The organism is Gammaproteobacteria bacterium (assembly GCA_009838035.1).
GTDB lineage: Bacteria > Pseudomonadota > Gammaproteobacteria > Steroidobacterales > Foliamicaceae > Foliamicus.
This window is the reverse complement of the sequence record VXSK01000020.1, coordinates 15,060-27,370: the sequence shown is the minus strand read 5'-3', so window position 1 is coordinate 27,370 and position 12,311 is coordinate 15,060. Positions and strand designations below refer to the sequence as shown.

The following is a 12,311-nucleotide window of genomic DNA, read 5'->3' as shown; positions in this document are numbered from 1 at the left end:
TCTTTTCTCCTGGGAAAGTAATTCATACGGCTTCGGCGCCGCCGATGATCTCCGCGATCTCCGCGGTAATCGCAGCCTGCCTGGCCTTGTTGTACTGCAACTGCAGCGCGTCGATCAGCTTGCCGGCATTGTCGGTGGCCGATTTCATCGCCACCATCTTGGCCGCCATCTCGCAGGCCACGTTCTCCATGGCCGCGCGGAACACCTGCGTCTCGATATAGCGCTCCAGCACTCCGTCCAGCAGCTCGCCCGCCGACGGTTCGTAGATATAGTCCCAGTGCGCCGCAAGGGTGTCGTCCTTCTCCAGCGCCACCGGCAGCAATTGCTGGATCACCGGCTGCTGGCGCATCGTGTTGACGAACAGGTTGCGGGCCAGGTACATCCGGTCGATCCGCTCCTCCCGATACTCCTGCAGCAGCACCCGAACGGAGCTGACCAGGTCCACGATATGCGGCTTCTCTCCGAGGTGCGAGGCCACGCCGGTGATGTTCACGTCGAGATTACGGAAGAACTGCACCGCCTTGGCGCCGATCAGGACGATCTGCGTGGACACGCCTGCGTCCGCCTGCCGCCTCAATTCGCCGAGAAAGTGCCGGAACAGGTTGACGTTCAGGCCGCCGCACAGGCCGCGGTCGGTGGAAATGAGGATGTAGCCGGCCGACTTCTCCTCGCGCTCGGCCAGGTATGGCGGCGTGTAGTCCGGCCGGGCATGGTACAGATGGCTCGCGATCTTGCTTATGCCGTCGGCGTAGGGGCGGGCCGCGGTCATCCGTTGCTGGGTGCGGCGTATCTTGCTGGCCGCGACCATTTCCATCGCGCGCGTGATCTTCTGCGTGTTCTTGACGCTGCCGATCTTGCCGCGGATTTCCTTTGCGCCCGGCATTCGTCAGATACCTGCTGTTGCTCCCGGCCGCCCCGCCTAGTAGGCGCCGCTGCTCTTGAACTCCTCGACCAGGGCCTTGAGGCCGGCTTCGATCTCGTCGTCGTAGTCGCCGGTTTCGTTGATGCGTTCGAGCAACTCCGCGTGGTTGTCGCGCGCGTGCGCGTGCAGGGCCTTCTCGAACGCGAGCAGCTGGTCCACCTCCATGTCGTCCATGTGGCCCTCCTGCACGGCGTAGAGCGACACCGCGATCTCGGCGACGGTCAGCGGCTCGTACTGGTTCTGCTTCATCATCTCGGTGACCCGCTGGCCGCGCTCCAGCTGCCGGCGCGTTGCCGCGTCGAGGTCCGAGGCGAACTGGGCGAACGCGGCGAGGTCGCGGTACTGGGCCAGCGCCAGGCGGATGCCGCCGCCGAGCTTCTTGATGATCGTGGTCTGGGCGGCGCCCCCAACCCGTGATACCGAAATGCCGGGGTCGATGGCGGGTCGGATGCCGGCGTTGAAGAGGTCGGTCACCAGGTAGATCTGGCCGTCGGTAATGGAGATGACGTTGGTGGGAACGAACGCCGACACGTCGCCCGCCTGCGTTTCGATGATCGGCAGGGCGGTGAGGGAACCGGTCCGGCCCTTGACCTCGCCGTCCGTGATTTCCTCGACGTATTCGGCGTTCACCCGCGCGGCGCGCTCCAGCAGACGCGAGTGCAGATAGAAGACGTCGCCCGGATAGGCCTCGCGGCCCGGCGGACGCCTCAGCAGCAGCGACACCTGGCGGTAGGCCCAGGCCTGCTTGGTGAGGTCGTCGTACACCACCAGCGCGTCCTCTCCCCGGTCGCGGAAGTATTCGCCCATGGCGCAGCCCGCATACGGGGCGATGTACTGCATGGCGGCCGTATCGGCGGCCGGGGCCGACACCACGATGGTGTGCTCCATCGCGCCGAACTCCTCGAGCTTGCGCACCACGTTGGCCACGGACGAGTTCTTCTGGCCGATGGCCACGTAGATGCACTTGATGCCGGTGCCGCGCTGGTTGATGATCGTGTCCACGGCGACCGCGGTCTTGCCGGTCTGGCGGTCGCCGATGATCAGCTCGCGCTGGCCGCGGCCGATCGGGATCATCGAGTCCACCGACTTCAGACCGGTCTGCACCGGCTGACCCACCGACTGGCGGGTGATCACGCCCGGAGCGACTTTCTCGATCGGCGAGTACTCGCTGGTTTCCACCGGGCCCTTGCCGTCCACCGGGTTGCCCAGCGCATCGACCACGCGGCCGAGCAGGGCCTCGCCCACCGGCACTTCCAGAATCCGCCCGGTGGCCTTGACCACGTCGCCTTCGGTGATGTGCCGGTATTCGCTCAGGATCACCGCGCCCACCGAGTCCTGCTCCAGGTTCAGGGCCAGGCCGTAGGTGTCGCCGGGAAACTCCAGCATCTCGCCGTATTGCGCCCCGGAAAGGCCGTGGATGCGGCAGATGCCGTCGGTCACGGACACCACCGTTCCCACTTCGACCTGCTCGGCGGCGGCATCGAAGTTCTCGATGCGCTGGCGGATCAGGTCACTGATTTCGTTCGCTTTCAATGTCATTCCAATACCCGTTTTCCTTTTTTGGGCCTAGTTTCCGGGCCGGCCAAGTGCGGCGGCCAGAGTGTTCAGGCCGGCCCGAGCCGAACCGTCGAGGACCTGGTCGCCCACCTGCACGCGGACCCCGCCCAGAAGGTTTTCATCCAGTTCGAAGCGAAAATCCACTTCGCGTCCAAGGCGCGCCTTGAGCGCTCCGGCGATCGCCTCCTGCTGCTCCACGTCGAGCGGCGCCGCGGAGACCAGCACCGCTTCGACCCGCCGGGAGTCTTCGCGCCACAATTGCTCGAACTGCTCCGCGATCGCGCCGAGCGCGCCCATACGGCGGTTTTCCCGAAGCAGCCGCATCAGGTTGCGTACTCCGTCGATTTCCCATGCGGCCGCGTCTTCCAGCAGTTGGCATAGCAGTTCGGTCGCCGCCCTGCTCGTATCGGAGGATTCCAGCGCCGCGCGCAACTGCGGATCCGCGGCCGCGGACGCGGCCGTCTTCAGCGCCGCCGACCACTGGGCCACGCCGCCGCGGTCCTTCGCATGGGCGAAGGCCGCCCGCGCGTAGGGCCTGGCAATGGCGCCGGGCGAGTCCATCAGATCCGGTTGGCGAAGCGCTGCAGCATGGCGCCGTGCACGCCCGCGTCGATTTCGCGCTGGAGGATTTTCTCGGCGCCGGCAATCGCCAGCTCCGCCACCTGCTCGCGGAGTTCGTCGCGGGCCTGCATGGTTTCGCGTTCGATCTCCGAGTGGGCCGATTCGACCAGCCGCAGGCGCTCGCGTTCGCCCTCCTCTCGCGCTTCATCCACGATGCGCGACGCTCGTCCGTTGGCCTGCTCGATGATCTCCGAGGCCTGGCTGCGCGCCTCCGAAACGAGTTGCTCGATCCGGCCCTGCGCCGCGTCCAGTTCGCTTCGCCCCTGGGCCGCGGCCTCCAGGCCGTCGGCGATCTCCTTGTTGCGCTGGTCGATGGCCTCGAGCACCTGCGGCCAGATGAACTTCATCGTGAACCAGACGAGCGCCAGGAATACCAGGCATTGCGCCAGCAGTGTCGCGTTGATGCTCATAAGCGATGCTTATCCGGCAATGAAGCTGTTCAACTCGCCCAGGAACGGATTGGCGAAGGTGAACAGCAGGGCCACGCCCACGCCGATCATCGACACCGCGTCGAGCAGTCCGGCAATGATGAACATCCGGATCAGCAGCATCGGCGCCAGTTCCGGCTGCCTGGCGGTGCTCTCCAGAAAGCGCCCGCCCAAAAGGCCGAAGCCCAGCGCGGTGCCCATCGCGGCCATCCCGATGATGATCGCGACCGCCACGGCCGTAACGCCCAGAACCTGGGCCTGGGACGCGGCCAGTTGGATCATTTCTCCAGCTTGGTTTTCCATGAGGTCTCCTGTTAAGCGGAAGTGCTTGGTTTTCTAATGTTCCTCGCTCGCCATGCTCAGATAGACGATGGTGAGCATCATGAAGATGAATGCCTGCAGCGTGATGACCAGGATGTGGAACAACGCCCAGGCCAGGCCCAGCACGAACTGAACCACGAAACTGAATGCCGCGGCCGACGTAACCAGGGACGTGAGCGTATTGCCCAGGGTAAACAGCGCGATGAGGATGAATATCAACTCGCCGGCGTAGAGGTTGCCGAACAGCCGCAGGGCCAGCGACATGGGCTTGGCCAGTTCCTCGACGACCTTCAGCGTGACGTTGAAGGGCAACAGCCACTTGCCGAAGGGCTTGAAGAAGATCTCGCGTCCGAAACCGCCCAGGCCCTTGGCGCGGATGCTGAACACGATGATCAGCACGAAGACCGTGAGCGAAAGGCCGAAGGTGATGTTGAGATCGGTGCTCGGCACCACCTTCATGTAGTCGATGCCTATCAGCAGGCCGATTTCGGGCAACAGGTCGACGGGCACCAGGTCCATGAAGTTCATCAGGAACACCCAGCAGAAAATGGTCAGCGCCAGCGGCGCCAGCAGTTTCGACGGGCCGTGGTAGGCGTCCTTCACCTGCGTATTGACGAAATCGACGAGCATCTCGACAAAGCTCTGCCAGCGCCCGGGCACGCCGGCGGTGGCGCGCCGCGCGGCGAAGTAGAAGGACCCCGCGAACAGCACGCCGAGCAGGACCGAGTAGAACAGGCTGTCAACGTGCAACGTCCAGAAGCCGCCGTCGCCCGGAGGCCACGTGAGGTTGGTCAGGTGGTGCTCGATGTAGCCGGCGCTGCCGCCGTCACCGGATTCAGCCGCCATGCCTGAACTCCCCTATCGCCCGGCCGGTGCGGCGGGCGGCGTGCCTTCCCCGAGTACCGCCGGCAGCAGCCCGGCCCAGTATCCCAGCATCGTGGCCACGAATCCGGCCAGCAACCCCAGGAAAACCAGGTCGAAGACGATGATGCACAAGGCGAAACCCACCGCGCACACGAGCAGTTTTGCCGCTTCGCCCGCCAGCAACATGGCGAGCATCTGGCCGGGGGTGGCGCCGCTGCGCACCCGCAGCAGGCCGGCAACCATGAACAGGCTGCCGAACAGACCGATGAACGCGCCGGCCAGTGTCGCCATGCCGGCCGCGCGGCCGAATGCCGGCCAGGCAATCGCACCCGCAATGGCACCGGCCGCAGCCTGCACCAACACCAGACGCATGGCCGACTTTCGCATGGATTCAAACATAAAAACGCCACCTGCCCTCTATCGGCTCGGGTGGCACTCGCCGGCCATCGCCGGATTCGCTTCGACGAACCGCAATTGTACTCCGAGTTGCAGGCGCCATGCGAGGCGTACGGGCGCGAAATGGGCCGTTCGAAGTCGTGGTACCTTTCCTTGACAGGACAGCACAGGCCCGACAATTCCCGATGACTCGGTACCGCCACGAAATCGGCGCGGACGAATCCCGGCGCATACAGCGATTCCTCTACGTTGTCGCAGCCGGCACGACCGCATTTGCTTTGATTCTGATCGCTGCTTTTCTGACGGCCGACCGCTGGCTGCTGCTGATCAGCCACGAGAGCGAACGGCGCTTCGTGGACCGGTACGTGATGCTGGTGAAAGACCGTTTCCTTGAGCCCAGCGATCCGGTGCTGCAGGACTACGTCGAAGACCTGACGCGCCGGATCGCAGCAGATATGCATCCGCCGCACGGACTGAACATTCGCGTTCACGTGGTGAAGGGGCCTCCGAACGCCGCCGCGACCCTGGGCGGGCACATATTCGTGCTTGAAGGGCTGCTGCACGCGCTCGACAGCGAGAACAGCCTGGCCATGGTGCTTGCGCACGAACTGGCCCACTGCATCAATCGAGACCCGTTGCGAAGCGTCGGGCGGGGCCTGTTGCTGGACATCGCGCTTTCCTCAGCCGGAAGCGGAGGCCTGGCGGGCAGCCAACTGCTGATCAGACGCTACAGCAGGGAGCAGGAAGCGGTCGCGGATCGGGATGCGCTGCTGGCCTTACATGCACACTACGGCCACGTCGGTGGCGCGACGCGCCTGTTTGAGGTGCTTCGCCCATTCGACGCCAAATCCCTCCCGGACGCCAAGGGCACGGTGCGTGAGATGCTGTCAATGCATCCGGCCATCAACCGGCGAATCGAGGCGATCCGGACCTCGGCGGCCGACAACGGGTGGCCGGAATTTGAAACGCGGCCGTACCCGGATGAGGTCGGCGCGGCACTGGGGTCTGTGGACCCTAGTGCGATACCTTGATCGGCAAGCCCTGCTTGTCGGTAAAAGAACCTACGGCGATCATGATGATGTCCACCAGAGTCCAGATGCCCAGGCCGCCCAGGGTCAGAATCATGAGGATTCCGGTTCCGATCTTGCCCACGTAGAACCGATGCACGCCAAGACCGCCGAGCAGGATGGCGAGCAGCAAGGCAGGCACAAAACCCTTTTCGCTTACCGTGGCCTGAGTGCCGGTCCCGCCGGCGCTTGCCTGGTTCAAGTCATTCATTCCTAGGCTCCTACTGCGAGTTTCTGTCCGGGATAGCAGACGCGCTTGCCGTGGCCGTCATTGAACGATCCGGTAAGCAACAGGATGGTCACGATCAGCGTGTGCAGCGCATCCACGGCGCCCACAAGCAAAGCCCATAGCCACTGCCCGGTGAAAAGCAGATACAGGGTTGCAATGCAAAGGGAAAAGTCGAGGATCGCTTCGACCCAGCGCTCCAGGTAGAAATGCTGAATTCCCACTACGCCGAAAATGGCCGACAGGCACACGGCGATGGCATAACTCTTGTTCGAAACCTGCGGATGACTCAACTTCTTCACCACTATTCGCGATACGGATCGTACTTGCGCAACGCTATCGGATATGTTGTGAAAGCGCAAGCGGTTGCGAACGCTAGCGCTGGTAGCTGAAACGCAGGTAGCCGACGCGGCCGGGAAGATCGTGCGCGACGAGGCTCATGCCGATCACTCCGCAGGGGAAGCACAGCGGAGGGTCCACGTCGAACAGGTTGTTGAACCCCAGTGAAATGGTCCAGCGGTCGCCCATAATCCGCGGGGTGTAGCCGATCCTGAGGTCGGTGTAGAGAACGGATTCCACCGAGCTTCCGCTCTCCAGTTCCATCTCATCGGTCCAGCGGAAACCGAGCGCGCCGGTCCATCGGTTCTTCATCCATTCGATGTCCGCCACCCAGCGCAATTCCGGAAAAGCCCGTTGAAAGGTCTCGTCGGTGTGCGTTCCGGTCCGGTCGGTCCGCGTTTGCGTGCCGTCGGCGTTCGCGGTCCGCTCGACGTACTCGCTCAGCACCGTCGCATTGATGACGGCCCTGAACCGGCCGATGCGCCACTCCGGACTGTTGTAGGCCAGTTGCACGTCCCAGCCGGAAGCCTCGATGGCGCCGATGTTCTGCAGCCGGTTGTCGATGACCTCCAGCGTGCCGCCCGCGGCGCGGGGCGTCAGGTCGCAGAAAAACGGATCGAGTGTGCCGACGCAGGCGGCCAGGACATCGCCGGGGTTCCTGCCCTGCACGGCCTCGTCGATCTCGAGGCGGTAGTAGTCGATCGAAGCCGTGAGTCCCCCGCCGGCGCCGAACTGCCGGCTCCACACAGCGCCCAGGGTCAGGCCATGGGACTCCTCCGGATCCAGCGAGCGGTTGCCGGCGGAAATCGCGGTCAGTTGCGGGTTGGTCTGCACGAAAGACTGCGGCACGCCGAGGGCCGCGCAGTTGGAGACGATGGACTGCGGCTGGGGCGCGTCGCGGCCTCCATTGGCGGAGCCGAACTGTCCAAGCACGTCCGAGCACGGATCCACGAAAGTGAAATGCTCCTGTGCCGCGCCCCCGAACAGTTCGCCGATGCCGGGCGCCCGGAAGCCGGTCGAGGCCGACGCCCGCAGCGACAGGTCCTCGAGGGGCCGGAACAGCATGCCGGCCTTGTAGGTGGTTTCCGTTCCGAAGGTGCTGTAGTCGGACGCGCGCGCGGCCAGGTTCAGTTCCCAGTATCGGGCGCCGGAATCGAGCAGGGGCATGCTCAATTCGGCGTAGTACTCCGCGGCGCTGAATCCGCCGTTCGTCCGGCCCGCCGGAACCCCGGCGGTCTCGCCGCGCTCGGCGACCGGGTCGGGACGGAACCAGCCGGCGTGGTCCCTCCACTCCACGCCGGCGGAAAACCCGGCTTCCCCGGCCGGCAGGCTGAAGACATCGCCCGTTACGTTGACGGCCGCATTCTTAAGCGTCTGGCGGCTGTAATCGCGTTGCGTATAGCCGACGAAATCGAGCATCTCGCGGGTGATGGAGCCTGCGCCGTCGGGCCCCTGGCCGCCGAAGAAATTGAAAGGAACGCAGCCCGGGGTGGCGGCGCACACGTCCGGGTCGCCCATCGCAATCTGCAATCTGGCGGCGTTGTGGGAGTTGTACTTGGTCTGCTCGCCGTCATTCTCGCCGTAGCTGGCGTGGAACTCCCAGAAGAAGCCGCGATCCAGGAACCCGAATTCGCCGTTCAGCCCGGCTGTGGCGAACCCGGTATGGACCCGCTGGTAGAACAAGCGGCGGCCGGACTCCAGCGGCCGGCGGCCGAAGAAACGCAGCGTCCCGTCGGCCGGGGAAAGGTCCACGCCAAAGGGGTTGTACGGGTTCCGAGCCGAAATGAAGAAGTTCTCGGCGATGCGGCTGCCGCAGCCGCTGCCCAGGCACAGCGGTTCGGGGGCGGCCTTGGTGGCCGATGAACGCCGAGTCCAGGAAGCCGTGGCGAAGAACTCCAGGCCCGCGCCCAGCTCGCCGTGCGCGCTCGCGAACAGGTTCAAGCGCTCGTTGGGCGTGCGCAGATAATTGAAGTCGGAGCCGTTGTAGTTGAAGCGGTCCGCGCCCGTGAAGGCGTGGAAATCTCCGGACGCCGGGTTGGCAGGATCGAAGCGCGGTATGTTCGCGCCGCCGTCGTTCAGCACGCCATCGTTGAGCGTGATGCTGGCGCCGGAAGCGAAATTGGGACCGAACACGAAGCGGCCCTGCGGAGTGAACGAGGAACACAGGGACTGGACCACGTCGCAACTCGTGGCGTCCGGATTGGGAAACGCCGAACGTGCGCGGCTGGCCGTGTTCACGCCGCCCTCGCTGCGCCAGCTCGCGCTAAGGAAAAAACGGGTGCGCTCGCCTCCGCCCCATTTGAGGTCGAGCGCCGTGGACTCGCCGTCCCCCTCGCTGAGGTGGGCGCCGGACTGCACGTTCAAGCGGAAGCCGTCGAAGTCCCGGTCGGTAATGATGTTGACCACGCCTCCTATGGCATCGGACCCGTACACCGCCGATGCACCGTCCTGCAGGATCTCTATGCGCCGTATCGCATTGTCGGGAAGGGTGTTGAGGTCCACCGTTCCGGGCACGCCCGAAGCCGAGGCGCCCGCAATCCAGCGGCGGCCGTCCACCAGCACCAGGGTGCGCTTGGCGCCGACGTTGCGGAGCGCGATCTGCGCCGATCCGGCGCCGATTCCGGATCCGTCCTGGGGAAAGCCCAGATTGCCCGGCACGTTGAACTGCGAATTCAGGGCTGAACCGGCAATGGGCAGGTTCTGCAATGCGTCGGCCAGGTTGGTAAGGCCCGTATTCTCCAACTGCTCCATGCCGATTCGCAGGACTCCGGTGGCATCGTTGATCGGATCGCGCCGAATGCGCGAACCCGTCACCACCACTTCCTCGATAACCGCATCCGGCCCATCGCCCGGAATCTGGGCAGGCGTGGATGTCCCACCCAGCAAACAGATGGCGGCGATTGCCGCCCTTACCCCCCGCACCACAACACTAGCCCAAGCGCAAGCCCTTGCGGTAGGCCTCGCCCGCCGCGTCGCTGTCGTCCAGCTCCTCGAGCATCTCGGCCAGTTCACGCCAGCCGACGCGTGACTCCTCGAGGCCGAGCGAGGTCTCGATATAGGAACGTGCCTTGCCCCACAGCTTCGCCTTGCGGCACAAACGCCCAAGCGCCAGCAGCAGCGCGGCGTCCTGCGGATTCTCCGCCAGCCAGCGCTCGGCATGACGGATGGCCGCGGGGATGTCCCGGAGTTCGAGTTCGCCGTAGGCAACGGCCAGCTCCGAGTTCCATTGCGCGTCGAGACGGCGCCGCAGGCCCTGTTCGGCCAGCTCGTGGGCGCCGTTCCGCATCAGCGCGCGGGCATGGGCCAGCGCCAGCTTGTCGTTGCCGCGCAAGTCGCGCGGGATCTCCCCCCAAAGGCGCTGCACGCGACGCGCATCGCTCGCTTCGCCCAGCAGGCCGGTATAGGCCTTGACGGTCCAGAGGGCCGCGTCGCCGGCGGCCATCTGTCCGTGCTTGCGCAGCGCCTTGAGGCGACGGGCCGCCTCCCCCCATTCCTCCCGCTGCAATTGCAGCGGAATGAACAGGCGCAGGGCTTGCAGGTGCCGCGGCTCGCGCTCGAGTATCCCGGCCAGATGGCTCATGGCCGCGGCCCGCTCCCCGGCGCCCAGGTGCAGTTCCGCCCGCTCCAGCGCGACCGCGTCGCGCGCCTCCGGTTGGGCCTTCTCGGCAAGCGAAAACCAGTGATCCCGGCGTTCCGCATCGCCGGAGCCATGCGCCAGGCGGGCGGACGCCAGGTATTGCAGCACCGGCGCCTGGCTTCGGTCCGCGGACTTGGCCAGCAGCCGCTCGGCGCGCGCGAGCCGGCCGGCGGCCAGCGCCGTAAGGCCACGCGCGACGCGGCGGCCGGTGCGCCTCGCGCTCGCTTTCGCCGCGCGTTCGGCCACCAGCCGCGGCGCCTGGCGGATCCTGCGCAACAGTCCGGCCACGAACAGCAGCAGGGCCAGCAGGACGATGAGTATGGGAACGGTCATCTCCACCGCCCAACCCTGGAAAGAAATGAGCACGTAGCCCGCGTCCGCGGCAAGGAACTGGGCCGCTACCGCCACCAGCAGCAGCACCAGGACCACGATCAGCCCGGCGCGCATGTCAATCGGCGCGGATGTTCCGCAGGCGCTGCAGCGAAGAAGCGATATCGGGCCCTTCCCGTCCCTGCGCCAACTCCAGCAACTCGTCGATGTCGGCCAGCGTATCGGAAACGTCCGGATCGTCCCCCGCATAGAGGCGCGCCAGCCGACCGCGGGCGGCAACCAGGGCCGCGGAGTACGACTGCAGATCGCCCTGGATGTAGGCCAGGCGCGCCAGGTGCAGTTCCGCCGTCAGCAAACGCTGCAGCATTTCCGTATCGGTATCGGTCAGGAGCGTATCGACGCTGCCCTCGGTGCGCCGGACCGTGATCAGCGAGCGCAATGCGCGCCGGGTGCTGGCCAGCGCGCGCTGCCAGCCCCGCTCCGGAAGTTCTTCCGCGCCCGGCGTTTCTCCGGCCGACGGCCGGAGGTCCGGCTTCAGACCCTCGACCCTGGAAAGAAGGGCGCCAAGCCGGACCACCACGCCCTGGATGTCGCGGGCCGGCATCCTTTCCAGCGCCCGCGCCTGCTCCTGCAATTCCGCCCGCACGGCGCCGTAGCGGGGATCGCCCACCTGGGCCAGCAAATCCAGCGCTTCGCGGACGGCCAGCGCGGCGCCTTCATAGTCGCGCGCAAACCGGTTCTGGCGGTCGGCCAGGGCCAGCAGGTTGTCGGCCGCATCGAGGCGCCAGCGCACCTGCTGGCCCGCGGGGCGGCTTCCCAGCGACTCCAGCGCCCGTTCGGCCGCTGCCAGTCGCACTTCCAGCGCGTCGCGCACCCGCTCGGACGCCCGCCGCGCGGCCTCGGCATCGGCAGCCTGCCGCGCGGCGTCCGCGTCGCGGCGGCTCTCAAGCTCTCCCAGCCTTGCCTCGAATTGCCCGATTTCGGCAACTTGTTGCTCGAGTTCCGCAACGCGAGACGGCAGACCGGCCAGGTAGTCATACCAGAGCCAGAAGCCCGCCGCGAACACGATCAGCGGGATCAGCCACAACCACCACAGGCGCCTGCGCGGAGCCGCTTTTTCGGTCTTCGACGAATCGGCCTTCGCGGGAGGGCTGCCGGCCGACGCGGCCTTCTTCGCAGCGCCAGCCTTCGGCTTCGCCGCCTTGCCGGGGGGATTGGATTTTGCTCCCGCCATACGGTCCTCCGGTGCAATCCGGCTAGTCTATCAACTCGGCGCGATATTTCTCCGCTTATGCGGACAATTCGATACTGGACAAACGGGCGGCCGATAACGCAACCTTGCCCACCATGAACGACGAATTCATTTCCGATCTGGCCCGGCGCCTGCGCAAGCTGGTTCCGCCCTCGGCCCAGGGAGCGGCGAAAGACCTGGAAACCAATTTCCGGGCCCTGCTCCAGTCCGCCCTGGGCCGGGGCGACTACGTGACCTTCGAGGAATTCGAGGCGCAAAAGCGCGTGCTTGAGCGCACGCGCAGGAAAGTCGAGGCGCTGGGGCAGGCCCTGGCGGAGATCGAACCGCAACGAGACTGACCAGGACGGCGGG

The 12,311-nt window shown here is 65.8% G+C and carries 14 protein-coding genes; 2 read left to right on the top strand and 12 right to left on the bottom strand.

Annotated elements, in window-relative coordinates; all coding sequences use genetic code 11:
* Positions 1–22: 22 nt before the first annotated feature.
* Genes atpG through F4Y72_08735 form a run of 7 tightly spaced genes read right to left on the bottom strand, consistent with a single transcriptional unit; the run spans position 23 to position 5,112 of the window.
* A complete protein-coding gene (gene atpG / locus F4Y72_08765; GenBank protein ID MXZ28380.1) occupies positions 23–883 on the bottom strand; it encodes a F0F1 ATP synthase subunit gamma in 861 nt (286 codons plus the stop codon).
* 36 nt (positions 884–919) lie between these two features.
* Positions 920–2,461 (bottom strand): F0F1 ATP synthase subunit alpha, encoded by a 1,542-nt coding sequence (locus tag F4Y72_08760; protein MXZ28379.1) that lies wholly within the window; start codon positions 2,459–2,461, stop codon positions 920–922.
* A 27-nt stretch (positions 2,462–2,488) separates the two neighbouring features.
* The gene (locus tag F4Y72_08755; protein ID MXZ28378.1) at positions 2,489–3,040 is read right to left on the bottom strand and encodes a F0F1 ATP synthase subunit delta; all 552 of its coding nucleotides are present in this window, start codon (positions 3,038–3,040) and stop codon (positions 2,489–2,491) included.
* Positions 3,040–3,510: a F0F1 ATP synthase subunit B gene (locus F4Y72_08750; protein ID MXZ28377.1), complete on the bottom strand. Its 471-nt coding sequence runs from the start codon at positions 3,508–3,510 to the stop codon at positions 3,040–3,042. Before F4Y72_08750 ends, F4Y72_08755 begins: the two co-directional genes overlap by 1 nt.
* A gap of 9 nt (positions 3,511–3,519) precedes the next feature.
* Complete coding sequence (gene atpE, locus F4Y72_08745) at positions 3,520–3,810, bottom strand: F0F1 ATP synthase subunit C (GenBank protein MXZ28376.1); 291 nt, start codon at positions 3,808–3,810, stop codon at positions 3,520–3,522.
* A 54-nt stretch (positions 3,811–3,864) separates the two neighbouring features.
* Positions 3,865–4,695, bottom strand: a complete 831-nt coding sequence (gene atpB, locus F4Y72_08740; GenBank protein MXZ28375.1) for a F0F1 ATP synthase subunit A — start codon at positions 4,693–4,695, stop codon at positions 3,865–3,867.
* Between the two features lie 12 nt (positions 4,696–4,707).
* Positions 4,708–5,112 carry a hypothetical protein gene (locus tag F4Y72_08735; GenBank protein MXZ28374.1) on the bottom strand — a complete coding sequence of 135 codons (405 nt, stop codon included), beginning with the start codon at positions 5,110–5,112 and terminating at the stop codon, positions 4,708–4,710.
* 98 nt (positions 5,113–5,210) lie between these two features.
* Between F4Y72_08735 and F4Y72_08730 the strand changes: the two genes are divergently transcribed.
* Complete coding sequence (locus tag F4Y72_08730; GenBank protein ID MXZ28373.1) at positions 5,211–6,140, top strand: M48 family metalloprotease; 930 nt, start codon at positions 5,211–5,213, stop codon at positions 6,138–6,140.
* Here F4Y72_08730 and F4Y72_08725 read toward each other — a convergent pair.
* From F4Y72_08725 to F4Y72_08705, 5 genes are all read right to left on the bottom strand, one after another.
* Complete coding sequence (locus F4Y72_08725) at positions 6,124–6,387, bottom strand: TM2 domain-containing protein (GenBank protein ID MXZ28372.1); 264 nt, start codon at positions 6,385–6,387, stop codon at positions 6,124–6,126. The two genes, F4Y72_08730 and F4Y72_08725, sit on opposite strands and share 17 nt — an antisense overlap.
* A 2-nt stretch (positions 6,388–6,389) precedes the next feature.
* Positions 6,390–6,707, bottom strand: coding sequence for a hypothetical protein (locus F4Y72_08720; GenBank protein MXZ28371.1), 318 nt, complete (start codon positions 6,705–6,707; stop codon positions 6,390–6,392).
* Between the two features lie 70 nt (positions 6,708–6,777).
* A complete protein-coding gene (locus tag F4Y72_08715) occupies positions 6,778–9,663 on the bottom strand; it encodes a TonB-dependent receptor (GenBank protein MXZ28370.1) in 2,886 nt (961 codons plus the stop codon).
* Between the two features lie 7 nt (positions 9,664–9,670).
* Entirely contained in the window at positions 9,671–10,957 is a 1,287-nt protein-coding gene (locus F4Y72_08710) for a hypothetical protein (protein ID MXZ28369.1), read from the bottom strand.
* Positions 10,827–11,942, bottom strand: coding sequence for a hypothetical protein (locus F4Y72_08705; protein MXZ28368.1), 1,116 nt, complete (start codon positions 11,940–11,942; stop codon positions 10,827–10,829). Before F4Y72_08705 ends, F4Y72_08710 begins: the two co-directional genes overlap by 131 nt.
* A 113-nt stretch (positions 11,943–12,055) precedes the next feature.
* On the opposite strand from F4Y72_08705, the gene F4Y72_08700 reads away from it, so the two are divergent.
* Positions 12,056–12,298 carry an accessory factor UbiK family protein gene (locus F4Y72_08700; protein MXZ28367.1) on the top strand — a complete coding sequence of 81 codons (243 nt, stop codon included), beginning with the start codon at positions 12,056–12,058 and terminating at the stop codon, positions 12,296–12,298.
* Positions 12,299–12,311: the final 13 nt, after the last annotated feature.